Annotated in this window: 21 protein-coding genes; 11 read left to right on the top strand and 10 right to left on the bottom strand. The window is 74.6% G+C overall.

Annotation, left to right across the window (positions count from 1 at the left end):
- The first annotated feature begins 1 nt into the window (after position 1).
- Positions 2 to 1519 (top strand): serine/threonine-protein kinase, encoded by a 1518-nt coding sequence (locus tag PP1_RS28355; RefSeq protein ID WP_075314414.1) that lies wholly within the window; start codon positions 2 to 4, stop codon positions 1517 to 1519.
- Between the two features lie 12 nt (positions 1520 to 1531).
- Here the strand turns inward: PP1_RS28355 and PP1_RS28350 are convergent, their stop codons facing one another.
- The 3 genes from PP1_RS28350 to ilvD all read right to left on the bottom strand — a co-directional run bounded on the left by PP1_RS28350 (position 1532) and on the right by ilvD (position 5722).
- Positions 1532 to 2113 carry a class I SAM-dependent methyltransferase gene (locus PP1_RS28350; protein ID WP_010230314.1) on the bottom strand — a complete coding sequence of 194 codons (582 nt, stop codon included), beginning with the start codon at positions 2111 to 2113 and terminating at the stop codon, positions 1532 to 1534.
- Positions 2114 to 2122: 9 nt separating this feature from the next.
- Positions 2123 to 3814, bottom strand: a complete 1692-nt coding sequence (locus PP1_RS28345; protein WP_202796374.1) for a hypothetical protein — start codon at positions 3812 to 3814, stop codon at positions 2123 to 2125.
- A 216-nt stretch (positions 3815 to 4030) separates the two neighbouring features.
- Positions 4031 to 5722 carry a dihydroxy-acid dehydratase gene (gene ilvD, locus PP1_RS28340; RefSeq protein ID WP_010230310.1) on the bottom strand — a complete coding sequence of 564 codons (1692 nt, stop codon included), beginning with the start codon at positions 5720 to 5722 and terminating at the stop codon, positions 4031 to 4033.
- A gap of 173 nt (positions 5723 to 5895) precedes the next feature.
- On the opposite strand from ilvD, the gene PP1_RS28335 reads away from it, so the two are divergent.
- Positions 5896 to 6384 (top strand): L,D-transpeptidase, encoded by a 489-nt coding sequence (locus PP1_RS28335; RefSeq protein ID WP_010230309.1) that lies wholly within the window; start codon positions 5896 to 5898, stop codon positions 6382 to 6384.
- Positions 6385 to 6460: 76 nt separating this feature from the next.
- Here the strand turns inward: PP1_RS28335 and PP1_RS28330 are convergent, their stop codons facing one another.
- Positions 6461 to 8263 carry a DEAD/DEAH box helicase gene (locus tag PP1_RS28330; RefSeq protein WP_369821699.1) on the bottom strand — a complete coding sequence of 601 codons (1803 nt, stop codon included), beginning with the start codon at positions 8261 to 8263 and terminating at the stop codon, positions 6461 to 6463.
- Positions 8264 to 8548: 285 nt separating this feature from the next.
- Between PP1_RS28330 and PP1_RS28325 the strand changes: the two genes are divergently transcribed.
- A complete protein-coding gene (locus PP1_RS28325; RefSeq protein ID WP_010242717.1) occupies positions 8549 to 9298 on the top strand; it encodes a tyrosine-protein phosphatase in 750 nt (249 codons plus the stop codon).
- Between the two features lie 55 nt (positions 9299 to 9353).
- Here the strand turns inward: PP1_RS28325 and PP1_RS28320 are convergent, their stop codons facing one another.
- A complete protein-coding gene (locus PP1_RS28320) occupies positions 9354 to 11840 on the bottom strand; it encodes a Tex family protein (protein ID WP_075314416.1) in 2487 nt (828 codons plus the stop codon).
- Between the two features lie 154 nt (positions 11841 to 11994).
- Between PP1_RS28320 and PP1_RS28315 the strand changes: the two genes are divergently transcribed.
- The 4 genes from PP1_RS28315 to PP1_RS28300 all read left to right on the top strand — a co-directional run bounded on the left by PP1_RS28315 (position 11995) and on the right by PP1_RS28300 (position 16923).
- The gene (locus tag PP1_RS28315; RefSeq protein ID WP_010241965.1) at positions 11995 to 12942 is read left to right on the top strand and encodes a hypothetical protein; all 948 of its coding nucleotides are present in this window, start codon (positions 11995 to 11997) and stop codon (positions 12940 to 12942) included.
- A gap of 118 nt (positions 12943 to 13060) precedes the next feature.
- Positions 13061 to 14326 (top strand): HNH endonuclease, encoded by a 1266-nt coding sequence (locus tag PP1_RS28310; RefSeq protein ID WP_010241964.1) that lies wholly within the window; start codon positions 13061 to 13063, stop codon positions 14324 to 14326.
- A 481-nt stretch (positions 14327 to 14807) separates the two neighbouring features.
- Positions 14808 to 15251: a hypothetical protein gene (locus PP1_RS28305; RefSeq protein ID WP_010225135.1), complete on the top strand. Its 444-nt coding sequence runs from the start codon at positions 14808 to 14810 to the stop codon at positions 15249 to 15251.
- Position 15252: 1 nt separating this feature from the next.
- On the top strand, positions 15253 to 16923 hold the full coding sequence (locus PP1_RS28300; protein WP_050802209.1) for a GMC oxidoreductase: 1671 nt from the start codon (positions 15253 to 15255) through the stop codon (positions 16921 to 16923).
- A gap of 4 nt (positions 16924 to 16927) precedes the next feature.
- Here the strand turns inward: PP1_RS28300 and PP1_RS28295 are convergent, their stop codons facing one another.
- Genes PP1_RS28295 through PP1_RS28285 form a run of 3 tightly spaced genes read right to left on the bottom strand, consistent with a single transcriptional unit; the run spans position 16928 to position 20509 of the window.
- Positions 16928 to 17500, bottom strand: coding sequence for a TetR/AcrR family transcriptional regulator (locus PP1_RS28295; RefSeq protein ID WP_010225137.1), 573 nt, complete (start codon positions 17498 to 17500; stop codon positions 16928 to 16930).
- Positions 17497 to 18042: a DUF4334 domain-containing protein gene (locus PP1_RS28290; protein ID WP_010225138.1), complete on the bottom strand. Its 546-nt coding sequence runs from the start codon at positions 18040 to 18042 to the stop codon at positions 17497 to 17499. Before PP1_RS28290 ends, PP1_RS28295 begins: the two co-directional genes overlap by 4 nt.
- A 58-nt stretch (positions 18043 to 18100) precedes the next feature.
- A complete protein-coding gene (locus PP1_RS28285; protein ID WP_010225139.1) occupies positions 18101 to 20509 on the bottom strand; it encodes an FAD-dependent oxidoreductase in 2409 nt (802 codons plus the stop codon).
- Between the two features lie 350 nt (positions 20510 to 20859).
- Here PP1_RS28285 and PP1_RS28280 point away from each other — a divergent pair, with 350 nt between their 5' ends.
- Positions 20860 to 22257, top strand: coding sequence for a serine/threonine-protein kinase (locus PP1_RS28280; RefSeq protein ID WP_010225140.1), 1398 nt, complete (start codon positions 20860 to 20862; stop codon positions 22255 to 22257).
- Between the two features lie 101 nt (positions 22258 to 22358).
- On the opposite strand, the gene PP1_RS28275 is transcribed toward PP1_RS28280, so the two are convergent.
- Positions 22359 to 23603, bottom strand: coding sequence for an MFS transporter (locus tag PP1_RS28275; protein WP_010225142.1), 1245 nt, complete (start codon positions 23601 to 23603; stop codon positions 22359 to 22361).
- A 189-nt stretch (positions 23604 to 23792) separates the two neighbouring features.
- Here PP1_RS28275 and PP1_RS28270 point away from each other — a divergent pair, with 189 nt between their 5' ends.
- The 3 genes from PP1_RS28270 to PP1_RS28260 are packed head-to-tail and all read left to right on the top strand — an operon-like array spanning position 23793 to position 26461.
- The gene (locus PP1_RS28270) at positions 23793 to 24656 is read left to right on the top strand and encodes an alpha/beta fold hydrolase (RefSeq protein WP_029239227.1); all 864 of its coding nucleotides are present in this window, start codon (positions 23793 to 23795) and stop codon (positions 24654 to 24656) included.
- Positions 24657 to 24676: 20 nt separating this feature from the next.
- Positions 24677 to 25423, top strand: a complete 747-nt coding sequence (locus PP1_RS28265) for an enoyl-CoA hydratase/isomerase family protein (RefSeq protein WP_050802210.1) — start codon at positions 24677 to 24679, stop codon at positions 25421 to 25423.
- A gap of 9 nt (positions 25424 to 25432) precedes the next feature.
- Entirely contained in the window at positions 25433 to 26461 is a 1029-nt protein-coding gene (locus PP1_RS28260; protein ID WP_010225147.1) for a DUF4185 domain-containing protein, read from the top strand.
- Here PP1_RS28260 and PP1_RS28255 read toward each other — a convergent pair.
- A complete protein-coding gene (locus PP1_RS28255) occupies positions 26458 to 26853 on the bottom strand; it encodes a hypothetical protein (RefSeq protein WP_010225148.1) in 396 nt (131 codons plus the stop codon). The genes PP1_RS28260 and PP1_RS28255 overlap by 4 nt on opposite strands.
- Positions 26854 to 26962 lie beyond the last annotated feature (109 nt).

Genomic DNA, 26962 nt, shown 5'->3' with positions numbered 1-26962 from the left:
CATGGACGGCGCGTTCACGGCCGGGACGGTGTTCGGCGACTTCGAGATCCGCGGACGGCTCGGTGCGGGTGGGATGGGCGAGGTCTTCCGGGCCTTCGACCACCGGCACGGCGGCGAGGTCGCGCTGAAGGTGCTGTCCGCGCACCTCGCGGGCGACCGCGTCACCGTCGAGCGGTTCCGGCGGGAGGCCCGTGCGGCGTTCGAGCTGCGCGACCCGCACGTCGTCCCGGTACACGGCTACGGGGAGATCGACGGGCGGCTGTACCTGTCGATGCGCCTGATCGACGGCGAGGACCTGGCGCGGCTGCTGGCGCGGCGGGCGCCGCTGCCCGCCGCCCGTGCCGCCGGGATCGTCCGCCAGGCCGCGCACGCGCTCGACGCCGCGCACGCCGCCGGGCTGGTGCACCGCGACGTCAAGCCGGCGAACCTGCTGGTCGTCGAGGCACGCGACGACTTCACCTACCTCGTCGACTTCGGGATCGCCCGGGTCGTCGGGCCCGAGCCGACGGCGCCGACCGCGCTCACCGCCACCGGCGCGACCGTCGGCACGCTCGGCTACCTCGCACCGGAACGGCTCCGCTCGTCCGACGCGGCGGTCGACGGCCGGGCCGACGTCTACTCGCTGACCTGCGTGCTGTTCGAGATGCTCACCGGGCGGCAGCCGTTCCCCGGCACCGACCCGGCCGCCGTCCTGTCCGCGCACCTGGTCACGCCGCCGCCGCGGGTCACCGCGCTGCGCCCCGACCTCGCCCCCGGCTGGGACGAGGTGGTGGCCCGCGGGATGGCGAAGGACCCCGGCGACCGCCCCGCCACCGCCGGGGCACTCGCCGCGCAGGTGCAGGCGCTGGTGGAGGCCGCACCCGTGGCTCCCCCGCCGACCCGGCCGGAGGTCCCACCACCGACCCTGCGCGACGACGACCGGGACCCCTGGATCGTCCCCGGCGAGCCGGACGGTCCCCCGGGCCGGGACACCCCGCCGCGCCACGGCCGCCGGGTGCTCGCGACCGTCATCGGTGCGGCCACGCTGGTGGCCGCCGTGCTGGTCGCCGCGGTGTGGGCGGTCGTGCCCCGCGGCGGCGCCGAGCCGCCGGTCGTCGTCCCGTCGTTCGAGACGCCGGAGCCCGCCGCCGACCCGGGTCCGCTGCAGCCCGCGGGTACGACGTCGGCACCCGTGGTCCCGGCCGGTGACGGCGACCTCGGCCTGGACCGCCCGGTGAGCCGGCTCGGCTGCTCCGGGCAGGACGTGGTCGTCGTCGGGGCGGCGGTCGATCCGGCCCGCTACGTCGAGGACGTCACGATGCACCTGGACCGGCACCCGGGGTCGGACTACCTGCTGTCGCTGCGGAGCTGCTCGTCGTTCCGGCCGCGCACCCCGGACGGGAACCTCATCTACGCCGTCTACCTCGGGCCGTTCCCGAGCCGCGACCGTGCCTGCACGGCGCTGCGTGCGGCGGGCGGTGACTCCTACATCCAGCCGCTCGGGGCGGCACCGCGCACCCCCGGCGACGACGTGTGCTGACCCGCCCGGCCGCTACCGGCGGGCGTGCAGGGTGACGGCGTAGTCGCCGCCGTCCCACGGGGCGCGGTCCCAGGTCGACCACCGCTCGACCGGCTCCAGCCCGGCGGCGGCGCACCAGCCGTCGACGTCGCCGACCGTCGGCCAGTCCGGCCGCAGCGTGTACCCGGCCAGCAGCAACCCGCCCGGGCGCAGGTGCCGGGCGCATCCGGCCAGCACACCCGGCCGGTCGGTCGCGTACGGGATCACGTTGCCCGCCAGCACGACCAGCCCGAACTCCTCGGCCAGGTCGAGCGACTCCAGACCGGACACCAGCCACCGGAGACCCGGGGCCTTGGCCCGGGCCGCGGCGATCATGTCCGCGTCCGGATCGACCCCGACGACGTCGATCCCCCGACGGTCCAGCTCGATCCCGACCCGCCCGGTACCGCAGCCGCCGTCGAGCACCGGGCCGCGGTCCAGCAGCGCCTGCACGAGATCGGCCTCGCCGTGCGGGTTCTCCCCCGCCTCGGCCATCGCCGCCCACCGGGCGTCGTAGGAGCCGAGATCGACCCGGTCCTTCCAGGCCGTCCAGTCGTCAGGGAGGTCGCGCTGCATGCCCCCAGCCTAGGCCGCGGACACGGCGGCGAGCTTGTCCCGCAGCCAGCCGCCCAGCCGCTGCCCGCGGTAGTCCGGGTGCACCAGCACGACCGGCTCCGCGGCCGGGTCGAGCTCGTCGGCGTCCATCCGGGAGGCGAGCGCGACGAGCGTGCCGTCCGCGGACCGCACCACCAGGCACCGCCCCGTCGACGGCAGCAGCACGGCACGGAGGTCGGCCGCCGTCCAGTCGTCGTCGGCGCCGTCCGCACCGGACAGGCAGGCACGCAGCAACGCGTCGAGCTCGGTCACCTCGTCGCCGGTCGCCGCGCTCGCGACGACCTGCCCGCCGCCGGGCAGCAGAACCTCGTGCACGGCGCCGGCCGGGCGGGCGGCCGTCACCCGCAGGAACGCCTCGGCGCGGGCGCGTTCGGTCACGGTGAAGGGCGCCCACTCCCGGCGGGCGACGACGTGCCCGCCGAACGGCGAGGGCAGGCCGAGCGCGTGGGTCTCCGCGGGGTCCGGCCCGGTGGGCTCGACGGCGATCTCGTCCGCGTGCAGCAGCTCCAGGAGCCCGTGCAGCACGTCGTCGGGGGTCCGCACCCGGCCGGCCAGGTCGAGCGCCCGGGTCGGGGCGTCGACGAGCTCGTGCGGGTCCGCGGCGACGACCTGGACGGCGTCCGGGGCCGCGGAGCGCAGCCGCCTGCGGATCACCCGGGTCAGCCGGGCGGCGCTCACGACGCCACCGACCATCATCTCGTCGACGACCGAGCGGGAGTCACCACCGTGGACCGAGAGCGACAGGATGTTGCCCCCGACCTCCGCGACGGCGGCGGTGAGCCGGGCCAGTGCCCCGGACTCGTCGGGCAGCCGGACACGGACCTTGTGCAGCGACGGCAGCCCGGTCCCGTCCCCTTCCCGGGGACTCCCGGCCGCCGCCTCGGCGGGGACCTCCGGCACCACGCGCAGGACCGGACGGTCACCCGGCGTGCGGCACTCGATCAGCGCCTGCCCGGGGCCGACGGCGTCCAGCCCGATCGCGCCGAGGGCAGCCCACATCGTGACCTGGTTGGCCGTCAGCACGGGCTTGCCGAGCTCGCGTTCCAGGACGGCGATCACGTCGTAGGTCGGCAGGTTGGTGCAGGAGACGAAGACGGCCTCGGCGTCCGGGTGGTCGGCGGCGCGGACCGCCCGGACCACCTCGTCGGGCGTCACGTGCCAGATCCGGCCGAGGAGTCCGAGGCCGTGCCGGTTGACACTGGTGACGCCGTGCGCGGCGAGGAAGCCCTCGAGCTTCGCGGTGAGGTCGTCGACGTAGGGGGTCGCGAGCGCGAGCCGGTCCACCCCGAGCGCGGCGCAGGCGTCGACCAGCGACCCGGCGGTCGTGACGGCCTGCGGGGCACCGGCATCGAGGAGGACCCGGCGCAGCGCCCGCTCGCCGTCGGCGCCGTCGACGAAGCTGCCCGACGTGCAGGAGTACGCGACGACACCCGGCTCGGGCAGCAGCACGTTCTGCACGGCCTGCCGCACGATCTCCGGCGCGGAGATGATCCGGGCCTGGCCGGCGTCGGCCGGGACGGTCAGGTACGGGGTCCGGGTGACGTGCAGCGACGTCGGCTCCGGGACCCAGCGCCACATCTCGCGGTCCTGCGCGAAGTCGTAGGGCACCACGACACCGACGCCCGATCCGACGACGGTCTCCGGGAACAGCTGATCACCCATGCCGGCCTCCACACCCACACGATCACCGCCCGCCGTTTCCAGAGGAGGTCACGGCGGTTTCAGAAGGGTTAGGACGCCCGCCGGAGGCCGTGGGGTGCGTGCCCGTTCTCGATCGTCCCGGGGCGAAGGATGCCATCCCGGGCCGAGGCGTCGCACCGGGGGTCGCGCCGGCCGGTCGGTGCGTTGCGCCGAACGCGGCACCCGGGGGCAGGGGACTCAGCCGCAGACCGCGCCGTCGGCGGCCGACGACACCAGCTTGGCGTACTTGCCCAGCACACCGCGCCGGTTGGTGGGTTCCGGCCGGACCCACGCCGCCCGCCGGCGCTCCAGCTCGGCGTCGTCGATCCCGATCTCGATCGTGCGGCCCTTCATGTCCAGGGTGATCGTGTCGCCGTCGTGGACCAGGGCGATCGGCCCGCCGTCGGCGGCCTCCGGGGCCACGTGCCCGACGCACAGGCCGGTCGTCGCGCCGGAGAACCGGCCGTCGGTCACCAGGAGCACGTCCTTGCCGAGACCGGCGCCCTTGATCCGGCCGGTGACGGCGAGCATCTCCCGCATCCCCGGGCCGCCCCGCGGCCCCTCGTAGCGGATCAGCATGATCGTGCCGGGCTCGATCTCGCCGGCGTCGACGGCGTCGAGGGCGCCCTGCTCGCCGTCGAACACCCGGGCGGTGCCGGTGAAGGTCGCCGCGTCGAAGCCGGCGGACTTGACCACGGCGCCCTCCGGCGCGAGCGAGCCGCGCAGGATGGTGAGCCCGCCGGTGGGATGGATCGGGTTCGCCAGGTCGTGGATGACGGAGCCGTCGAGCCCGGGGGGCGCGAGGTCGTCGAGGTTCTCCGCGACGGTCCGCCCGGTGACGGTGAGCGCGTCGCCGTGGATCAGTCCGGCGTCGAGCAGCGCCTTCATCACGACGGGGACGCCGCCGACCTGGTCGACGGCGTACATGAGGTGCTTGCCGAACGGCTTCACGTCCGCGAGGTGCGGCACCCGGTCACCGACCCGGTTGAAGTCGTCGAGGGTCAGGTCGACGCCGGCCTCGCGGGCGATCGCGAGCAGGTGCAGCACCGCGTTGGTGGACCCGCCGAACGCCATGACGACGGCGATCGCGTTCTCGAACGCGTGCTGGGTCAGGATCGACCGGGCCGTGAGTCCGCGGTCGATCATGCCCACCGACGCCTCGCCGGACGCGCGGGCGACGCCGTCCCGGCGCCGGTCGACGGCAGGCGGGCTCGCCGAGCCGGGCAGTGCCATCCCGAGCGCCTCGGCCGCGGCCGCCATGGTGTTGGCCGTGTAGAAGCCGCCGCAGGCACCCTCCCCCGGGCACATCGACCGCTCCAGGGCGTCGACCTCGTCGGGGGTGATCAGGCCGCGGGCGCACGCGCCGATGGCCTCGAACGCGTCGCCGATGTTGACCTCCCGGTCGCCCACCCGGCCCGGCATGATCGATCCGGCGTAGACGAACACCCCGGCGAGGTCGAGCCGGGCCGCGGCCATCAGCATCCCGGGCAGCGACTTGTCGCAGCCGGCCAGCAGGACGGTGCCGTCGAGCCGTTCCGCCTCCACGACCGTCTCCACGGAGTCGGCGATGATCTCCCGGCTGACCAGGGAGTAGTGCATGCCGCGGTGGCCCATGGAGATGGCGTCGGACACCGAGATCGTGCCGAACTCCAGCGGGTAGCCGCCCGCGGCGTGGACGCCCTCCTTGGCCGCCATCGCCAGCCGTTGCAGCGACAGGTTGCACGGGGTGATCTCGTTCCAGGACGACGCGATCCCGATCTGGGGTTTGGCGAAGTCGTCGTCGCGCATGCCGACGGCCCGCAGCATCGAGCGGGCGGCGGTGGCCCCCAGCCCGTCGGTGACCTGGTGGCTGCGCGGCTTGCGTGTGGCGGTGGGTCCCGTGGTGGTCATCACGCGCTCCTCGTCTGCGTCGTCCGGCGTCGCCCGATCCTCTCGCAGAACGACGGCACGGGCCGGGCACTCACCGAGATCGGTACCCCGATCGGCCGTAACTGTTGCGCCCCGTCACCGTTGATCTTCATGGCAGGCCTGCCGTTCACCCGTGAGAGGACACCGTCGCACCCATGGCGCACACGAACGTTCCCCGCAGTACGCGTCGCACCCGCCGCCGGCGGGCCATCGCCGTCACGGCCGCCGGGCTGGTGATCGGACTGGGTGCCGCGGGTACCGCGCTCGCCGTCCCGGAGCCGGGGGGCGTCGCCGGCACGCCCTGCTCCGCGGCCGCGCGGGCGTGCGTGGACCTCGCGAGCGACCAGGCCTGGATCCTCGACGACGGCGCCGTCAGCTACGGCCCGGTCCGCGTCAACCACGGCGGGCAGGGCACCGAGACCCCCACCGGCGACTTCGAGGTCTACGACAAGGACCAGGACCACCACTCCGCGGAGTTCGACGGCGCCCCGATGCCGTGGTCGGTGTTCTTCGCCCCCGGTGGCGTCGCCTTCCACGAGGGCGACCGGAACTCGACGTCGGCCGGCTGCGTGAAGCTCAAGGGCAAGGACGCGACGGTGTTCTTCGGCAAGCTCGACCAGGGTGACCGGGTCGAGGTGCGCTGACCCGCACCCCACCCCGCACACGCCGAGGGCCCCGCGCGATCGTCCGCGCGGGGCCCTCGTGTCGTACGGGTGGTCGTCAGCCGGCGGCCGCACCGTCCCGGTCACGACGGACGTTGGCCTTGCGGCCCTTCAGCGTGGTCGCGCCACGCAGCGAGCGCAGCACGTCGTCGGCGGCGTGCTCCGGGACCTCGACCAGCGCGTGCCGCTCGTGGATCTGGATGGCACCGATGTCGCGGCCGGACAGCCGGGACTCGTTCGCCAGCGCGCCCACGATGTCCTGCGGACGGATGCCCGACGCCCGGCCGGCGGAGACGAACAGCCGGGTGGTGCCCGCCTTCGGCGGACGGGCGCCCTGGCCGCGCCCGGCGCCCGGACGGCCGTCACGGTCGCGGCGCGGGCCACGGTCGGCCGGACCGCGGTCGCGGCCGCCGCGCGAGCGGACCTCGGGGATCTCGATCTCGTCGTCCGGGACCGAGGTGCCGGCCCGGGCGATGCGGATCGCGGCGGCGGCGATCGAGGCGAGGTCGTTGTCGCGGGCCAGGTCGAGCACCAGCTCGTCGACGCCGTCGGACGGCTGTGCGTCGCCGTCGGTGCCGATCTGCTCGCGCAGGGCCAGCGCGGTGCGGGCCAGCCGCACGGTGCGCAGGTCCGCGGGCGACGGCACCGGCGCGCTGGGCACCGAGCCGCCGATCAGCCGCTCGATGTTGCGCAGGTGCCGCACCGACCCCGGGGTCACCAGGGTGATCGCGACGCCCTCGCGCCCGGCGCGGCCGACCCGGCCGATCCGGTGCACGTAGGACTCCGGCGACGACGGGACGTCGTGGTTGACCACGTGGGTCAGCGAGTCGATGTCGAGACCGCGGGCCGCGACGTCGGTCGCGACCAGCAGCTCGGTCCGCCCGGCACGCAGTCGCTCGACGACGCGGGTCCGGTGCTCCTGGTCCATGCCGCCGTGCAGCGCCTCCGCGCGCAGGCCGCGCGCGGTGAGGGTCTCGGTGACGGCGTCGACGTCGGCGCGGGTGCGGCAGAACACGATCGCCGCGGTCGGCTGCTCCATCTCGAGCACCCGGCCCAGCGCGACGGTCACGTGGCTGCGCGGCACGTGGTACGCGGTCTGGCGGACCTTCGGGGCCTCACCCTCCGGCGTCGCCTCCCGCTTGATGCGGATGTCGGCCGGGTCGCTCAGGTGCGTGCGCGCCAGGCTCTGGATGCGGCCCGGCATGGTCGCCGAGAACAGCACCGTCTGCCGGCCCTCGGGGGTCGAGCCGAGGATGGTCTCGATGTCCTCGACGAAGCCCATGTCGAGCATCTCGTCGGCCTCGTCCAGGACGGCGACCTCGATCGCGTCCAGCGACAGCGCACCGCGGTTGATCAGGTCGATGGCGCGGCCGGGGGTGGCGACGACGACGTCGACGCCGCGGCGCAGCTGGCCCAGCTGCGGGCCGATCGGCGCACCACCGAACACACAGGCGACGCGCGCGCCGAGCTCGGCGCCGTACTTGGTGACGGCCTCGCCGACCTGCATGGCCAGCTCACGGGTCGGGGCGAGCACGATGCCGAAGGGCTTCGGGCCGCGGTCGCGGGAGACGCGGCCGTCGGCGAGCCGCTGCAGCATCGGCAGCGCGAACGCGGCGGTCTTGCCGGTGCCGGTGGCGGCCTGCCCGAGCAGGTCGCGGCCGGCGATGAGCGGGCCGATCGCGGCGGCCTGGATCGGGCTCGGGGTCTCGTAGCCCAGCCCGTCCAGTGCGGCCAGCAGCGTCGGGGCGAGGCCCAGGTCCGCGAAGGTCGGGCCGGCGGGGGTCTCGGGGGTGTCGGGGGTCTCGGGGGTCGGGTCCGCCTCGATGTCGGCGGAGTCCAGGTCGGGGTGCTGATCCAGCAGGGTGTTCACTCGGTCCTCAAGGCTCGCGCAGGGGGGATTGCGCTGGTGTCGTCGGGCGACTCTCGCCCGCTCCCAGCCCGCCAGGCCCGCGTGCGGCAACTCGTTCGTGGTGCCGGTGAACCCAGACCTCCGGGGCTCGCGGCCGCGCGTCGTCGCCGGCCGCCGGACGACCATTCTTCCACGCCCCGGCCGGATGCGTCCGCCGGGTCCCGCGTGATCGAGGCCACCGATGCCCCTGGTCACGCGCGTTGGCCGTGCGGGGAGGTGATCGCGGACCCTGATCGGGTGACCGCTTTCCTGACCGACGCCGCGACCGGGCGTCCGGCGAACCTGCGTGACCTCGGAGGGACCCGCACCGACGACGGGTACCGGGTCCGCCACGGAGTCCTCTACCGGTCGGACGCCCCGCAGCCCGGTGACCCCCGCACGGCCCGGCACGTCGACCTCCCCGAGGGATCGTCGTGGCCGCCCGCGACGGTGATCGACCTCCGCTCGGCCGCCGAGACGGCGGCCCCGCACCCGCTGGGCGACGTCGCGGACGTCCGTCCGGTCCCGCTCGGGGTGTCGCTCACCCCGGAGCGGGTCGCCGACGCGTCCGCCGGCCAGGACGGGCTCGCCTGGGCCTACCGGCTGCTCGCCGCCGAGGCGGGCGGCGAGCTGGCCCGGATCGTGCGGATCGTCGCCGACGCCCCCGCACCCGTCCTGGTGCACTGTGCCGCCGGGAAGGACCGGACGGGCCTGGTCGTCGGCGTGCTGCTCGCCGTGCTCGGCGTGCCGCGCGCGACGATCGTCGAGGACTACCTGCGCACGAACGAGAACCTGCGCACCCTGTGGGCGCGGCTGCGGCAGTGGGGCCAGCCGGAGCCGGGGCACGACGCGCTGCTCGGCGTCGACGCGGCCGCACTGGAGGCGGTGCTGGACGACATGGACGCCCACACCGACGGCGTCCTGGGCCGGCTGCGGGAGGCCGGGGTGACCGACGGCGACCTGCGCCGCCTGGCCGAACGCCTGCTGGAGCCGGACCTGCCGGTCTGACCACGTTCGGCGGCGGCCGTCCCGGAGGTCCGGGGCGGCCGCCGCCGTGCGTCGCTCAGCCCTTGCCGAACCCGGCGCGGCGCATCGCCTCGGCCATCGCGTCGTTGGCGGGACCGGACCGGCCGCCACCCCCGCCGCCCTGACCACCGCTCTGACCACCGCGGCCGCCACCCTGACCGCCGCGGCCGCCACCGCCCTTGCCGCCCTTGCCACCGCGGTCGTTCTGCGGGCGCCCGCCACCGCGCGCGCCACCGCCACGACCACCACGGTCGCCGCGCTCGCCGCCGCTCTCGTCGCCGCCCCGCCGGCCGCGGTCGCCGCCGCCGCGCGATCCACCGGCGCCCGGCTCGTCGTCGAGACGCAGGGTCAGCGAGATCCGCTTGCGGGCCTCGTCGACGTCGAGGACCTTCACCTTCACGACGTCCCCGGACTTGGCGACCTCGCGCGGGTCGGACACGAAGTCCTTGCTCATCGCGGAGACGTGGACCAGGCCGTCCTGGTGCACCCCGACGTCGACGAACGCGCCGAACGCGGCCACGTTCGTCACCACGCCCTCGAGCAGCATCCCCGGCCGCAGGTCGGAGATCTTGTGGACGCCCTCGGCGAACGTCGCCGTCCGGAACGCGGGACGCGGGTCGCGGCCCGGCTTCTCCAGCTCGGTGAGGATGTCGGTGACCGTCGGGAGCCCGACGCCGGCGTCGACGTACTCCTTGGGCTTGATCTGGTGCAGTCGCGCCGCGTTGCCCATGAGCGCGGCGACGTCGATCTTCGTGCGCTCCACCATCCGCCGGACGACCGGGTAGGACTCCGGGTGCACGCCGGTCACGTCGAGCGGCTCGTCGCCACCGCGGATCCGCAGGAAGCCGGCGCACTGCTCGAACGCCTTCGGGCCGAGCCGCGGCACGTCGGTGAGCGAGGTGCGGGACCGGAAGGGGCCGTGGGCGTCGCGGTGCGCGACGATCGCGCCCGCGAGCGACTCGGAGATGCCCGACACCCGGCGCAGCAGCGGCGCGGACGCCGAGTTCAGGTCCACCCCGACCGCGTTCACACAGTCCTCGACGACGGAGTCCAGCGACCGCGACAGCGACGACTCGGGCAGGTCGTGCTGGTACTGCCCGACCCCGATCGACTTCGGGTCGATCTTGACGAGCTCGGCGAGCGGGTCCTGCAGGCGGCGGGCGATGGACACCGCGCCGCGCAGCGTCACGTCGAGGTCGGGCAGCTCCGTGGTCGCGTAGGCCGACGCCGAGTACACCGACGCACCCGCCTCCGACACCATCACCTTGGTCAGCTTCAGGCCGGGGTTCTGCGCGATCAGCTCGCCGGCGAGCGCGTCGGTCTCCCGGGACGCGGTGCCGTTGCCGATCGCGACCAGCTCGACCGCGTGCTTCGCGCAGAGCGCGGAGAGGGTCTTCAGCGCGCCGGCCTTGTCGTTGCGCGGCTCGTGCGGGTGGATCACGGCGGTGTCGACGACCTTGCCGGTGGCGTCGACGACGGCCACCTTCACCCCGGTGCGCAGGCCCGGGTCGAGGCCGATGGTGCTCCGGGTACCGGCCGGCGCGGCGAGCAGCAGGTCGCGCAGGTTGGCGGCGAACACGCCGATCGCGCCGTCCTCGGCGGCGCTGCGCAGCCGGACCCGGATGTCGATGCCGAGCGCCGTCTGCAGCCGGGTGCGCCAGGCCCAGCGGACGACGCCGAGCAGCCAGCCGTCCGCGGGGCGGCCCCGGTCGGCGACGCCGTACTCGGCGGCGATCGCGCGCTCGTAGGGGGTCGGCTCCTCGTCGGACGCACCCGGGTCGAGGGTGACGTCGAGCGCCTCCTCGGTCTCGCCGCGGAACACGGCGAGGATCCGGTGCGAGGGCAGCGTCGTGAACTTCTCGGAGAACTCGAAGTAGTCCGAGAACTTGGCCGCGGCCTGGTCGTTCTCCTTGCCCTCGCGGACCTTCGTGACCAGCCGGCCGTTCTCCCACATGCGCTCGCGCAGCCCGCCGACGAGGTCGGCGTTCTCCCCGATCCGCTCGACGAGGATCGAGCGGGCGCCCTCGAGCGCGGCACCGGCGTCGGCGACCTCGTCGGTGACGAAGGCCGCCGCCTCGGTGTGCGGGTCCAGGGAGGGGTCGGTGATCAGCGCGTCGGCGAGCGGCTCCAGGCCCTGCTCGCGGGCGATCATCGCCTTGGTGCGGCGCTTCGGCTTGTAGGGGAGGTAGATGTCCTCGAGCCGGGCCTTCGACTCCGCCGCCCAGATCGTGGCCTCCAGGGCCTCGTCGAGCTTGCCCTGCGAGCGGATGGAGTCGAGCACCGTCGCCCGGCGTTCCTCCAGCTCGCGGAGGTAGCGGAGCCGCTCCTCCAGCGTGCGCAGCTGGGCGTCGTCGAGGCCGCCGGTGGCCTCCTTGCGGTACCGGGCGACGAACGGGACCGTCGAGCCCTCGTCCAGCAGGGCCACCGCGGACCCGACCTGGTCCGGCCGGGCGCCGAGCTCGTCGGCGATGCGCTGGTTGATGGAGCGGTGCTGCCGGGTGTCCGGGGGTGCCGTGCCTGTCACCTCCCCATCGTCGCGAACGGTGTCCCGGCCGCGACCGCCGGGTGGGTACCGGCGGCCCCGGCGCACCCGGTTGCTCCGGACGGGTGGAGTCATAGGCGGCCGGATCCGGCCCCTGGCTGGCGTCGCCGCTCCGCACCCCGGACGAGAGGACACCGTGGCGAACGAGACCGTCGCACCGATCCTGCCCTGCACCGACGTCGACGAGACCCGCGAGTTCTACGAGAGCATCGGCTTCCGCACGACCTACTGCCAGAAGCGGCCCTACGCCTACCTCGTCGTGGAGCAGGGCGCGATCGCCCTGCACTTCGGGAAGGCGCCGGCGGGCCTCGACCCGGCCGACGAGTCGAGCGGCGGGGCGGTGGTCTCCGTCGACGAGGTCGCGCCCTACCACTCCGGCTACGTCGCGGCGATGCGCGCGACCCACGGCCGGGTGCTGGGGCGCGGGCGCCCGCGGATCACCCGGCTCCGGCCCGGGGCCACGCGGTTCTCGCTCGTCGACCCGTCCGGCAACACGATCATCGTCGTGGCGCGGGAGGAGCCGGACACCCTCGACCACGGCGGCTCCCCGGAGCCGGCCGGGCCCGCGAGGGCCCTCGACAACGCCCGGGTCCTGCGCGACTTCAAGAACGACGACCGGGCCGCCTACCGGAGCCTGCGCTCGGCCCTGCGCCGGCACCGCGGGTCGGCGTCGGCCGTGGAGCGGGCGCTCCTGCTCGCGCACCTCGTCGGACTGGGGGTGGCGCTCGGCGAGAGCGCGGCGGTCGCGGAGTACCGGGAGGAGCTGGCCGGCGTCGTGCTCGACGGGGAGGAGCAGGAGCGGGTCGACGCCGGCCTCGGGGAGATCGGGGAGATCGGGGAGATCGGGGAGTTTGCGGGCGACTGGCGTCGTGGGTGGCATGTGGCCCCGGGGTCCACGCGGGGCCAGCAGCGGGGTCCCAGCGTCATCCGCGGGCCTCGGCCGGCGGGCCCAGCCCACTGTGGTCACTCCGTTCGGCCACTCCGACCGGCCACCCCGTCCGGCCACGCCTTCGGGTCCGTGGCGCCGGCAGGGGGCTCGGGGCGGTTCGTCGGCGGCACAGCCGCGGCCGGCACCGCGACCTGATGTGTCCGCCTGTCCTGCCGACCTCCTCGCTGCCCTGTCGGCTCCTCGCTGCTCAGCGGCCGTGCGGGTGTGAACGGTTACTAGCGATTCGAACATATGGTCGAGTAGACTCGGCCCTATGACCGCGGTCCAGGAACCTCCACGCACCGGCCTCCCTGCCGGGGATCCGGGGTTCCCTCAGGTCGATCTGGCGCTGGTGCAGCTGGCGGTGGAGCAGGCCGCGCTCGACGACCTGTCCGGTGTCTCCGAGGCGGAGTTGATCGATCAGATCCAGCAGCTGGAGTCGGTGCAGCACTCCCTCGCGGCGCTGCAGGCCACCCGGGTGCGGGCGTTCGCCCGGCTCCACGTGGAGAACGGCATCGCGGCCGGACGGACCGACCCGGATCGGCTGCAACGTGGGGTGGTCGCGCAGGTCGGATTGGCCTGCCGGGTCTCGCCGACCGAGGCCCGCCGCCGGGTGGGTACGGCCCGGGATCTGCACGACGGTCTCGATCACGTCCGTGGGCTGTTCGCCGCCGGGGAGCTGTCGGCGCTGAAGGTGACGGCGGTGGTGAGCGCCTGCTCGGATCTCGACCGCGCCGAACGCGCCGCGGTGGACCTGCGTCTGGCCGCCCACGATCTGACCCGGCTCGGGATCCGGCGGTTGCAGGACCTCGTACGCAAGTTCGCCGCCGAGGTGGCGCCGGGGAAGTTCCGCGCCCGGGTCGAGTCGGCCCGTGCCGAGCGGCGCGTGACCCTGCGCCCGGCACCGGACGCGATGACGTATCTGACCGCGTATCTGCCGGTGGAGCAGGGTGTGGCATGTCTGGCCGCCCTGAACAAGGCCTTCACCGAGGTGTCGGTGAACCCGGCACCCCTGACCCGGACCCGCGGTCAGGTCATGGCCGACACCCTCGTCGAGCGCCTCACCGGACAAGCCATGGCGACCGATGTGGGCGTCGAGGTCCAGGTCGTGGTGCCGATCGAGGCGCTGCTCGACCCGAACTCACCACTCCCGGCGGAGATCCCCGGCCACGGCCCCGTCCCGGTCGACCTCCTGGCCACGGGCGAGGGGAGGAAGACCCTGCGCCGCCTGATCACCTCCGACGGTGTCGTGGTCGGCGGTGACTCGCGGCAGCGCACCTTCACCGGGCTGCTGGCGCGCCTGGTGCGGGCTCGGGCGGGGAACCGGTGCACGGAGCCGTACTGCGATGCCCCGGTCCGCCATATTGATCACATCCGCCGGGATGCCGAGGGCGGGGCGACCGAGCTCGACAACGGTCGAGGGGTGTGCGAGTTCCACAACCACGTCCGGGAACAGGCCGGGTGGCGGGTGGCCCGCGGGCCGGACGGACAGGTCCGCACCACCACCCCGACCGGACACACCTACCTCGCACCCGGATGACCGGATCCCTCTCTGCCGGTGCGTCGGTCCGTCGGCTCGTCGGTCCGTCGGCTCGTCGGTCCGTCGGCTCGTCGGTCCGTCGGCTCGTCGGTCCGTCGGCTCGTCGGTCCGTCGGCTCGTCGGCTCGTCGGCTCGTCGGCTCGTCGGCTCGTCGGCTCGTCGGCTCGTCGGCTCGTCGGCTCGTCGGCTCGTCGGCTCGTCGGCTCGTCGGCTCGTCGGCTCGTCGGCTCGTCGGCTCGTCGGCTCGTCGGCTCGTCGGCTCGTCGGCTCGTCGGCTCGTCGGCTCGTCGGCTCGTCGGCTCGTCGGCTCGTCGGCACCGTCGTCGCCCTCCGGGCGGATCGGCGAGAACAGCACGCCGAGCCCGCAACGCGCTCCGAGACGACGCCCTGATCGACGCTCTCCGACACTTGTCGGATAACCTCCGCTCGGGTCCGGTCGACCGGACACCCTCCGCTCCCCCGACGACGCACCGGAGGCCCCGTGCGACGACACCGTGCCGCGGTTCTCGCGATCCTGTCCCTGCTCCTGCTCGGGACCGTGGCGGGTGTCGCGCAGGCCGGACCCGGCTGCGACGACGCGTGCCGGACGGACGGCGCCCGCGCCTACGTCGCGGCCCTGGCGAGCCACGACCCGTCCGGGGTGCCGTTCCATCCCGACGCCACCCGGGTCGAGGCCGGGCTCCCGACCGGGTTCTCCGGCGACCAGATGCGGGCCGACCTGCGGTACGGCCCGCAGTACCGGGTGATCCGCGGGATCTCCGACGAGACCTACCGGGTCCGCGACGACGGCGTGGTCGAGGCCGGGTTCACCCTGGACGTGGGCGCCGGGCCGGTGGGACTGACGACGGCGCGGGTGCACGAGACGTTCCGCTTCCAGGACGGACTCGTCCGCGAGATCGTCGCCGACATCCGGATCGGTGGCTGACGTGCGGCCGACGAGCCGGCGCGGGTTCCTCACCGGCGCCCTGCTCGGCGCCGCCGCGCTCGGCGCCACGGGCACGGCGACGGCGGCCGCCCCGCAGCTGCTCCGCCGCGACGTCACCGAGATCGAGGCCCGGGCCGTCGTGATCGGCAGCGGGCTCGGCGGGTCGATCGCGGCCGCCCGGCTCGCCGAGGCCGGCGTCCCGACGCTGGTGCTCGAGCGCGGCCGCCGCTGGCCGACCCCGGCCACCGACACCTTCCCGACCTTCCTCCGCCCGGACCGGCGGTCGTCGTGGCTCACACCCGCACCGGTCTTCCCCGGCCAGCCGCCGACGCTCTACCGGCCCTACACCGGCCTGTTCGAGAAGGTCGGCGGGCGTGGGATGAGTGTCCTGTGCGGAGCGGGCGTGGGCGGCTCGACGCTGGTCTACGCCGGTGTCTGGATCAAGCCGGAGGCCGCGGTGTTCTCCGCCGCGATCCCCGGCATCGACCACGACGAGCTCGCCACCGACCACTACCCGCGCGCCGCCCGGCGGGTCGGCGTCTCCCCGATCCCCGACGACGTCCTCGCGCATCCCGCGCACGTCGGGACCCGGCTGTTCCTCGAACAGGCCCGGCGCGCGGGTCACCGGGCCGAGCTGCTGCCGAACGCGACCGACTGGGACGTGGTCCGTGACGAGCTCGCCGGACGCGCCACGCCGTCCATGTCGGTCGGCGAGTACTTCTCCGGCGTCAACTCCGGGGCGCGGCTGTCGGCGGACAAGAACTACCTGCGCGACGCCGAGGCATCCGGCCTGGTCGAGGTCGCACCCCTGCACCGGGTCGTCGACATCCACGCCCTGGCCGGCGGCCGGTACCGGATCGACGTCGAGCGGATCGACACCGACGGCGTCGTCCGGGAACGCATCGCCGTCACCAGCGGGGCGGTGTTCCTGGGTGCCGGTTCGACCGGGACGTCCCGGCTGCTGGTGCGGGCCCGCGAGACGGGCACCCTGCCCGACCTCACGCCCGACGCCGGGCGGTACTGGGGCAACAACGGCGACCGGATCCAGCTGCGCGCCGGTGTCCCCGACCCGGCGGGCGGGCCGCAGGCCGGGCCGATGGCGGCCGGGATCCGGCCCGCCACGGACGACCGCGCCGAGGCCGTGACGCTGACGTTCGGACCGGCGCCGCTGCCGTTCGACGCCCGCGTCATGTCGCTGCCGGGGTTCGGCGCCTGCGATCCGGTCGGCGAGTTCCGGTTCGACGCCGCGACCGGCGACGCGACCCTGCACTGGGCGCCCGACGGCGACGCCGACGCCCAGCGCACCGTCCGCGACCTCACCCGGCAGCTGATCGCGCCGGACAACCCGGCGGGCGCCGGACTGGGACAGCTGGTGTCCGACGTGGCCGGACGGCTGCCGGACGGCCTGTCCGGACTCGCCGCGCGCGCTGCGGACGCACCCGGCGGGGTGGTCGACCTGGGGACCCTCGACCCGATCACCTGGCACCCGCTCGGCGGTGCGGTGCTCGGGAAGGTGACCGACGACCGCGGGCGGGTCGAGGGTCACCCCGGCCTGCACGTCGTGGACGGTGCACTGATCCCCGGCTCGACCGGCAGCACGAATCCGTCGTGGACGATCGCGGCCGTCGTGGAGCGGTGCATGGACGGGATCCTGGCGGGCGACGCGATCTGAGCGGTCAGCGCACCCCGAGCGCGGGCAGGACGACGGCGTCGACGTAGTCCCGCAGGTCGGTGGCGCCGGGCACCCGGCCCGGCCCACCCGTCAGCGACGGCGTGAGCACCGCCCCGGCGAACAGGTGCTGCAGCCACCGCGCGGCCGGCGGCTCCGCGGCCAGCTCCCCACGCCCGACCGCACGGGCGACGACCGCGCGCAGCGCCGCGACCTCGGGCAGCAGCCGGGCCGAGAGCGCACCGAGCAGGGCCGGGTCGTCCTGCCCGGCCCGGGCGATGCCGAGCACGAGCGGCACGTTCACCGACGCCCGCTCGGCCAGCATGTCCGCGACCGCGTGCAGGTCACCGGGGAGCGTCCCGGTGTCGATCGTGCCGATCGCGATCCCGCTGCCCGCCGAGACCGCGTCCACCACCAGCGACGCCTTGTCGCCCCACTGCCGGTACAGCGTCGCCTTGCTGGTGCGGGTCGCGGCGGCGATCGCCTCGACGGTCGTCTCCTCGAACCCCCGCTCGGCGACGAGCCGCCGGGCCGCGGCGAGCACCTCCCGCCGCCGGTCCGCGGGGAACCGGCTGGTCACTCCCGGCGCAGGTAGAACACGAACGGCCGGTCCAGGCCGCGCATGTCCATGAGACCGAGGACGGTGTCGTCGTCGACGCGGCGGAAGACGTCGTGGATCGGCAGGTCGTCGTAACACATGGTGGCGCTGAGGACCCCGCGGTACTCGGTCATCCGCAGCCGCGCCTTCGGCGCCCGGGTGGCCAGCGCGGGACCCGCCTGCGCGGCGATCCGGGCGACGGCCGCGTTGCGCAGCGCGGCGGGGTACCGCAGGAGTGTCGGCAGCGGCACCAGGGCGGGGTTCAGGCTGAACCGGCCGCCGCGGGGGTGGTCCATGACCAGCGGGTGGACGTCGTCGGGGCCGTCGAACCGCTTCCCGTGCCAGCCGAAGCGCTCCAGCAGGCCGTCCATCGGGTTGCCGGTGGGGACCTCGCCACCCGCCCACTCCCCCAGCAGGTCGCCGACGGTGACCGCGGGCAGCCCGTCGAAGAAGGCCAGCGCCTCGTCGATCGTGGCGCCGTGCTCGAGGTAGCGGAGGGTGTCGGCGGGGGCGGTCGTGGTCATGGCCTCTCCATCGAAACGGGGACGTTTCGATGGACGTTACCGCTGCCGCCGCACGACGTCAGCCCGGCACCGGGGACGACACGTGGTGCGGCGGCCCCACTGCCACGGCGGCGGTGAGCCGCTGCCCGGACAGCTCGATCTCCACCCGCGTCCCCGGGACGGCGCGCTCCGCCGGGACCCAGGCGCGGGCGATCGAGGTCCCCGTGGAGTGACCGGTGGCGGCGACCGTCACCCGACCGATCACCGGGCCCCGGCGCAGGTCGGGCGGCGGGTCCATCGGCACCGGGTCGCGGGAGTACCGGCGGGATTCGGGGAGGTCGTACACCGGCTCCTGCCCGCGCAGCACGACCCCGGGCCGGTCCACGACGAGCGTCACGAGCGTCTCGGCCGGCCCGCCGGCGGCGCGCAGCGCGTGCACGGCGGCGCGTCCGACGAACGGCCCCTTGCCCGGATCGACGAGCGCCCCGAGACCGACGGCGTCCGGGCCGTGCTCGGCGGAGAGCTCGGAGCCCCGCGTCGGGTCGCCCGCCTCGATGCGCAGCGCGTCGAACGCGAGCCGCCCGACGGGGACCAGTCCGTACCGCGCCCCCGCGGCGTGCACCGTGTCCCACAGCCGCTCGGCGTCGGCGGTGGCGCAGACGAACTCCCAGCCGTCCTCGCCGATCCGGGAGATCCGCAGCCCCGTCACCGGGACGCCCCCGACGACGAACCGGACGACCCGGAGCGGCTCCGAGCGCACGACGTCGTCCGGGGACAGCCCGCGCAGGACCTCGCCGACCGCCGGGCCCCAGAGCCCCAGGCAGGCGGTCGTCGTGCTGACGTCGGTGATCTCGACGCCGGTCCGGGCGTAACGGCGCAGTGCCGCGACGTCGCGGCGCTCGGCGAGGACGACGAGGAACCGCTGCGGCCCGAGCCGCGCGACGGTCGGGGCGGCGAGCACCCCGCCGTCGGCGTCCAGCATCAGGGTCTCGACGACGTGCCCGGCCGGCCCGTCGACGTCGCTGCAGACCAGCCGCTGCAGGAACTCCGCCGCGTGCGGGCCGGTCACCTCGACCCGGCGCTCGGCGGAGAGGTCGACCATGCCCGCGGCACGGCGGACGACGAGCGCCTCCGCCCCCGCGACCGGCGACCAGTCCCGCGCCGCCCGGCCCTCCCGCCGCGAGATCTCGCAGACCTCGGGCAGCGCCCCGTTGGCGTCGAACCACAGTGGACGCCGGTCGGTGCCGTCCGCGCCGGACACCGCACGCAGCTCGACGTGCCGGGACCGGAACGGCCCGGTCCCGGTCGCGTCGGGGTCGAACCGGCCGACGTGCAGGCCGGAGAGGTCGATCGGCTGACCGCCGAGCGAGGGACGGCCGGTGGTGATCCACTCGGCGAGCGCCTCGGCGATCCCCGCCGAGTGTGCGGTGCGCACGGCGGCGGCCGTCCAGAATCCGGCCAGGTCGGGGTGCTCGCCGACCAGCGGCCGGCCGTCCGGGGTACCGGCGACGACGAGGTCGGTCCCCTCCGCGACCTTGGAGTCGCCGAGGAGCGGCAGCAGGTCCGCGGCCGCGTCCCAGGCGTCGTCGAAGTCGTCCGGGGTGAACCGCAGCCCGGCCGGGGAGGTCGGACCGGGCTCGACGCCCCGTTGCCGCGCGGGCGCGGCACCGATCCCGATGCGGTGCCCGTGGGCACGGACGCGCACCCCGGCGCTCCCCAGCACGGGCAGGGCGGGATCGGCCCGGCCCGACGCCGCCTCCAGCGCGTGGATCGTCTCCAGCGGACCGAGGGCGTCGGTCGTGGCGTACTGCCGCACGACCGGGGTCAGCGGGATCCCGACGCCCGCGAGCGCGCCGACCGCCGGGCTCCACGCGCCGGCGCAGCACACCACGACGTCGGCCGGATGACGCTCGTCGCCGCAGTGGACGGCGGTGACCCGGCCTCCCGCGCGTTCGACCCGGGTGACGGTCCGGTGCTCCAGGAGGACGGCGCCCCGCGCGGCGGCAGCGCGGGCCTGCACCCGGGCGACGGCGACGGGATCGACCGTGCCGTCGCCGCGGACGTGCAGCCCGCCGACGACGCGGTCGGCGTCCAGCAGGGGGTGCACGGTCGCGGACTCCCCCGGTTCGAGGATGCGGCTGTCGATCCCGGCGGCCGCGGCCCAGCCGTGCCGCCGGCGGAGCTCGTCGAGACGGTCGGGGGTGGTCGCGACCTCCAGGCTCCCGGACCGGATCAGGAGCGGCAGGCCGTTCTCGCGCAGCCCCGCGTACGCCCGCAGTGTCGCGGACGCGAGCCGGCTCGTCGCCCGGCTCGACGAGACCTGCAGGACGAGCCCCGGATCGTGCGCGGTGGCACCGGCCGCGCCGTACAGCGCCCCCCGGTCGAGGACGGTCACGGCGCGATGCCCGCGCCGGGTCAGCTGATCGGCGAGGGCGCAGCCGACGACGCCGGCTCCGATGATGACGATGCGTGGGGAGGTGGACACCATGCGGGACTCCAGCGGCGAACCCGTCCGCCCGGGGGCGGAGCGACGAATCCGTCGTTGCGCAGGGGTCGACGCCCCACGGGAGTGGGGTGCCTACACACGGGATGAGCCGGCGGCCACCATCGATCCGACCGCGTGTGTTGCATGATGCGCAACGTCGAGGTGCTTACCGCAACACCGTGCAGGGCGCGGGAGTCCGCTGTCAATAGCGCGTCGACCAGCGGATCCATGAGATCGGACCGCGTCCGCACCGCCTGCCGCGAAATCCGGACCGACGGGACGAATGCGGTAACGGCTCACCGCCGTCGGGCGATCTTCGGACGGGCGACCGGCGCCTGGGACGCGAGGCAGCAATGACGATCGGCGAACGACTCGGTGACTACCGGCTGGACGGGCTCCTCGGGCGAGGAGGCATGGGCGAGGTCCACCGCGCCACGGACACCCGGCGGTCACGTCCCGTCGCGCTGAAGATCCTCCGGGAGGATCTCCCCACCGATGTCGAGTTCCGTGAGCGGTTCCGCCGGGAGGCCGCGACGACGGCCGGGCTCGAGAACCCGCACATCGTGCCGATCCACGACTTCGGAGAGATCGACGGTCGCCTCTTCATCGACATGCGGCTCGTCCGGGGCGCGGGGCTCGACTCCGTCCTCGCGCAGGGCCCGCTGCCGGTGGGCCGTGCCGTCGCGATCGTGGGGCAGGTCGCCGAGGGGCTCGGGCACGCACACGAGCACGGAGTACTCCACCGGGACGTCAAACCGTCGAACATCCTGATCACGCAGTCGGACTTCACATACGTGGTCGATTTCGGGATCGCCTACCGCCCGGACGGTCCCGAGCCGGGTCTCACCGCCACCGGCATGACGATCGGTACCTGGGCCTACATGGCGCCGGAACGGTTCGACCAGGGCCCGGTCGACCAGCGCTCCGACGTGTACTCGCTGGCGTGTGTCCTGGCCGAGTGCCTGCTCGGACGCCGGCCGTTCGACGGCACCGGCCCGGCGTCCCTGATGAAGGCCCACCTCGTCGAACCACCTCCCCGCCCGTCGCGGGAGCGTTCGGACGTCCCGCCCGCGCTGGACGACGTGATCGCGCGCGGGATGGCGAAGGATCCGGCTCAACGGTTCGGCTCGGCCCGCGAGTTCGCAGCTGCCGCTGTTACTGCGGCTACCGGCCCGCCGGCGACCCGGTCCTGGCCCGCGGCGGTCCCGACGCCGGGCCCGCTGCACGCCGTTCCGGTTCGCCCGCGCCGGAACCGGACTGCGCTCCTCGTCGGTGCAGGAATCGCGGCGCTGGTCGTCGCGGTCGTCGCGGGAGTGGGCATCGGTCGCCTGAGTGCCCCCTCGTCGCCGGCCGAGCCCGCTGCGGCCGCAGCGGCCACCCCCGCGCCGGCCGGTTCCGCACAGGCAGCTCCGGCGGTCCCGTCGGCGGAGTCCCCCGGGGCGTCGGCGCTACCGGCGTCCGGCGCGGACGGTTACACCTATGCGGTGGACAGCAACTACCCCGTCAACCTGATCTACACGGACGCGAACGGCGACCAGGTCACGGCCGGCGAGACGCAGGCTCCGTGGACCACGAGCTTCGACATCTCGAATTGGGGAGCCGATGCCCGTCCGTCGCTCACCGCATACACGATGTCCTCACGAGGTGACACCTACCTCGAGTGCACGATCACCGACGCGAGCGGCCGGATCGTCGCGAACCAGCGCCAGGAGACCGCACACGCGACCGTGATGTGCATGAGCTTCGGCTGAAGGAGCCTCTGCGTGGAATCGCTGCCTGGGGAAGCGATTCCACGCACCCCCTCCCCCTGCGGCCCGGGCGAGTGGCAGCCCGGGCACGGGGAAGGCCCCGCTCAGCGCAGCACCGACCCCTTGGTCTCCGGCAGCGTCAGGACCGCGACGAACGCGATGACCGCACCGACGGCGACGTAGACGAAGAACAGGATCGCCAGGCCGGCCGCCTGCAACGACTGCACGACGAGCGGCGCGGTCCCGCCGAACACGGCGACGGTCAGGTTGTACCAGGCACCGATGCCCAGACCGCGGACCGACGTCGGGAACAGCTCGCTCATGATCGCCGGGGCGATCGAGGTCATCATCGTGTAGAGCCCGAGGCCCACGACGAAGACCACGAGCATGTTCCAGAAGCCGGGTCCGATGAGGAACGACAGCGGCACGACGAGGATCGCCGTCGCCGCGGACCAGATCAGCAGCTGCGGTCTGCGCCCGTACCGGTCGGCGGCGGCACCCATGGGGTACTGCAGCAGTACGAAGATCGCCGTCGCGATCGACAGGGCGAGGAAGACCTCCGTCGCGTCCGCGCCGCGGGACTTCGTCGCGAACGGCGTGAGCGCGGAGAAGAACGTGTAGTAGCAGAGCGTGTTCAGCACGGTGAAGCCGACGAGCTGTGCGACCGCCCTCGGGTGCTCGCGCAGCGTCAGCATGAGCGGGTTCCGGATCCGGGCCGCGGTCTCCTTGTTCTGCTCGAACTGCTCGGTCTCGGCCATCTGACGCCGCATCCACATGCCGATCAGGCCGAGCACGCCGCCGATGATGAACGGGATCCGCCAGCCCCACGACGCCAGCTGGTCCTCGGTGAGCGCGGCCGACAGCCCGAAGCCCATCAGCGAGGCGATGAGCACCGCGGTGCCGGTGGAGATGTAGAAGAACGACGAGTAGCGCCCCCGTCGGTCCGCCGGCGCGATCTCCGCCAGGTACGCCGACGCGTTCGACACCTCCCCGCCGAGCGACATCCCCTGCGCGATCCTGGCCAGCAGCAGCAGGACCGGGGCGAGCCAGCCGACCATCTCGTACGTCGGCAGCAGGCCGATCACGACGGAACCGCCCGCCATCAGCAGGATGGTCACGAGCATCGCCGTGCGGCGGCCCCGGAGATCGGCGAAGCGGCCGAGGAGCAGCCCGCCGAGCGGCCGGAAGAAGAACGCCAGCGCATAGGTGGCCAGCGTCGAGATGAGGGCGAGCGCCGCATTGTCCGGCGGGAAGATCTGGGTCGCGAAGTAGATCGAGAACGTCGCGTAGATCGTCCAGTCGTACCACTCGACGGCGTTGCCGATCGACGCCGCGACCAGCGTGCGCACCGGGAGCCGGTGACGTTCCGTGGACCCTGCGGTCGGAGAGCTGGTCACGGTACCCCCAAGCGAATGACCGGCAAGTCGACGAAGCGTAACCACGTCCGTTCCGTTCCGAAAGCCCGACCGGGTCGCCGTGACGCACCGGTCGTGATGGGGTCGGGAGCCGCAGCGACGTACGCCCCGGAGGAGATCCGCATGCCACTGTCCACCCCCGTCGACGGCTTCCGGCTCGCCTACGACCGCCACGGCACACCCGGCGCGCCGCCCGTCCTGCTGCTGCACGGCTGGCCCGGCGACCGCACGGACCACGCGGCGGTGGCGGCGGAGCTCGCCGGGACCCACGACGTCGTCGTCCCCGACCTGCGCGGGTTCGGGGAGTCGGACAAGCACGACCGCGACCCCGTCGCCGCCTACGGTGCCGCGGGCCAGGCGGCGAGCGTCGCCGCCCTGCTCGACGAGCTCGGGCTGTCCGGCGTCGTCGCCGGCGGGTACGACGTCGGCAGCCGGGTCGGCCAGCAGCTCGCGACGGACCGGCCCGACCTGCTGCGCGCGCTCGTCGTCACACCGCCGGCGCCGGGCGTCGGCCGGCGGATCCTGGACCCGGACGCGGTGCGCGAGTTCTGGTACCAGGCGTTCCACCAGCTGGATCTCGCGCAGGAGCTCGTCGACGGCGACGCCCGCGCCACCCGCGCGTACCTGCGGCACTTCTGGTCGCACTGGTCCGGGCCGGACCACACACCCGACGACGACCGGCTCGACCACCTGACCGGCGTGTACTCCCCGCCGGGCGCGTTCGTCGCGTCGATCGGCTGGTACCGCTCCGGTGGCGGCGCGGTCGCCCGGTCGCTCGCCGAGACCGCCCCCACACCGGAGGAGCGGATCACCGTCCCCACCACGTTCCTGTGGCCCGACCACGACCCGCTGTTCCCGCGGGAGTGGTCGGACCGGGTCGGCGAGTTCTTCACCGACGTCACCGTCGTCCCGGTCGACGGGACCGGGCACTTCGTCCCGGTGGAGGCACCGGCGACGTTCGCCGCCGCCGTGGTCGCCGCCCGGTGACCCGGTGCGACGATCGCCCCATGGGACTGCCTCGGGTGCACGACGACGGACCGGTCCGCACGATCACGCTGGACCGTCCGGACCACGCGAACGCCCTGCACCTGGAGGACGTCGACGCGATCGGCGCCGCGGTGCGGGACATCGGGCCGGACATCCGCGTGGTGGTGCTGACCGGTGCCGGGGAGCGGGCCTTCGGCGCGGGGATGCACCTCGACGTCTTCACCGGCGCAGAACCGGGTGACGGCCGGGCGATCATCTCCCGGCTCGCGGACTGTCTGCGGACCGTCCGCACCGCCCCGGTCCCGACGATCGCGCGGCTCAACGGCGTCTGCATCGGCGCCGCCTTCGAGCTGGCGCTGGCCTGCGACCTGCGGGTCGCGCACGCCGGCGTCCGGGTGGGGCTGCCCGAGGTGAAGCTCGGCATCCCGTCCGTCGTGGACGCCGCGCTCCTGCCGCACTATCTCGGCGCGTCGCTCGCGCAGGAGCTGATCCTCACCGGCGACCTCTACGGGCTCGACGAGCTCGGCGCGGACCGCCTCGTCAACCGGCTCGTCGGCACCCCCGCGGAGCTCGACGACGCCGTCGCCGCGCTGGCCGCGACGGTCGCCGCCCCCACCCGGGAGGTGGTCGCCGCGCAGAAGGGACTGTTCGAGACCTGGCGCGAGACCGGGATCGGCGACTCGGTGACGGCCAGCGTCGACGTGTTCGCGGAGGTGTTCGCCGCGCCCGCGACCCGCGACGCGCTGCGGGCCTACCGGAATCCCTAGGCTCGGGGCATGGCCGTCACCACGAAGATCGCGGACCTGACCGGTCCCGGGCTCACCGACGCCTACGGGATCGGCGGCACCGACCTGGGAATCGTCGAGACCGCACCGGACGGGCGCCTCGTCGCCGTCTTCGGCGACACGTTCGACCGGGCCGGGGTCGGCGGCCCCGGCTGGCGCTCGCCGGTCGTGCTGTTCGCCGAACCGTCCGGCTTCCGGTCCGGGCTGACCTGGACGGGTTCCGGCGGCGACACCGCCGACTACGCCTGCCGGCTCGTCGCCAAGCCCGCGACGAACTGGTTCCGCCTGCAGCGCCGGGTCACCACGATCCTGCCCGCCGACGTGATCACCGTCGGCGACACGATGTACCTGCACGTCATGGCCAACAAAGGCCTCGGCAACGTGCTCTACACCGAGATCCTCGCCTCCACCGACAACGGCGTGACGTGGGAGCGCACCGGCTGCTCGTGGCCCGGGAACCACCACGACGGCCTGTTCCAGCAGCTGACCTGGTACCTCGACGACGACGGGTACGTCTACGCCTACACCACCGGCTTCCAGCGCCGGGACGGCCTGCTGCTGCACCGGGTGCCCGCCGACCGGATCACCGACGCCGACGCCTGGGAGCCCTGGGGGTTCGCCGGCGAGCGCTGGGACTGGGGGAACCCGCCGACCCTGACGATCCCGGGTGCCCTCGGTGAGCTGAACCTGCGCCGGGTCCCCGGCCCGGACGGCCGCGAGCACCTCCTGCTGACCTTCTTCGACGCCGGCAACTACCGGATCGACGCGATGCTGCTCGACCGGCCGAACGCCGACCTGCACCGGGCGCCGCGCACCACGCTGCTGCAGGGCTGCGGCTGGGACGACGAGGACCACGGCACCGGCCGCGTCGCCCAGCTGTACGGCGGCTACGTCGTCCCCGGCTCGACGCTCGACGACCTGCACCTCGTCGTCAGCCAGTGGAACACCGCGACGAACTGGCCGTACCGGTCGATGCAGTTCCGCGCCGACGCGAGCGACCTGCTGGGCCTGCGTGCCTAGTCCGCCGGGCTCCCGGGCGGCAGCAGGCTGAGGTACCAGCGCCCGCCCTCCTCGGTGACCGACAGCGTGGTGTGCACCGCCCCGGACCGGATCTCGACGCCGTCCGGGCCGCTGCTCGTCAGCTCGGCCGTCCCGGCCGCCCGGACCCGGGCGGCGTAGTCCTCGGAGAACGACGACTCCGGGGCGTCGAGCAGCAGCTCGTGCAGGCCGTCCCCGTCGCCGGCCCGCAGCACGGCGGTGGCCCGCTCCACCAGCGACGCCGGGTCGTCGGCGCCCCGGTCACCGGTCGACGCGATCAGCACGGCGACGCCGCCGATCCAGACCGCCACGAAGACGGCGGCGAACCAGCTGAGCAGCGTGCGCCGGCGGCCGCGGCGCTGAGTCGGGATCATCGCGCGCCGAGTCTGGCAGAGCCACCGCACACCGCAGCCCGTGACCCGCTCACCGCCACCGCGGGGGGAACGCCCGAACCGGCGGCGCGACGCGCGTCGTAGGTCCGGG

The organism is Pseudonocardia sp. P1 (assembly GCF_000178675.2).
Taxonomy (GTDB): Bacteria; Actinomycetota; Actinomycetes; order Mycobacteriales; family Pseudonocardiaceae; genus Pseudonocardia.
Note: the sequence above shows the minus strand (reverse complement) of the source record. Positions and strands in the feature narration are given on the sequence as shown.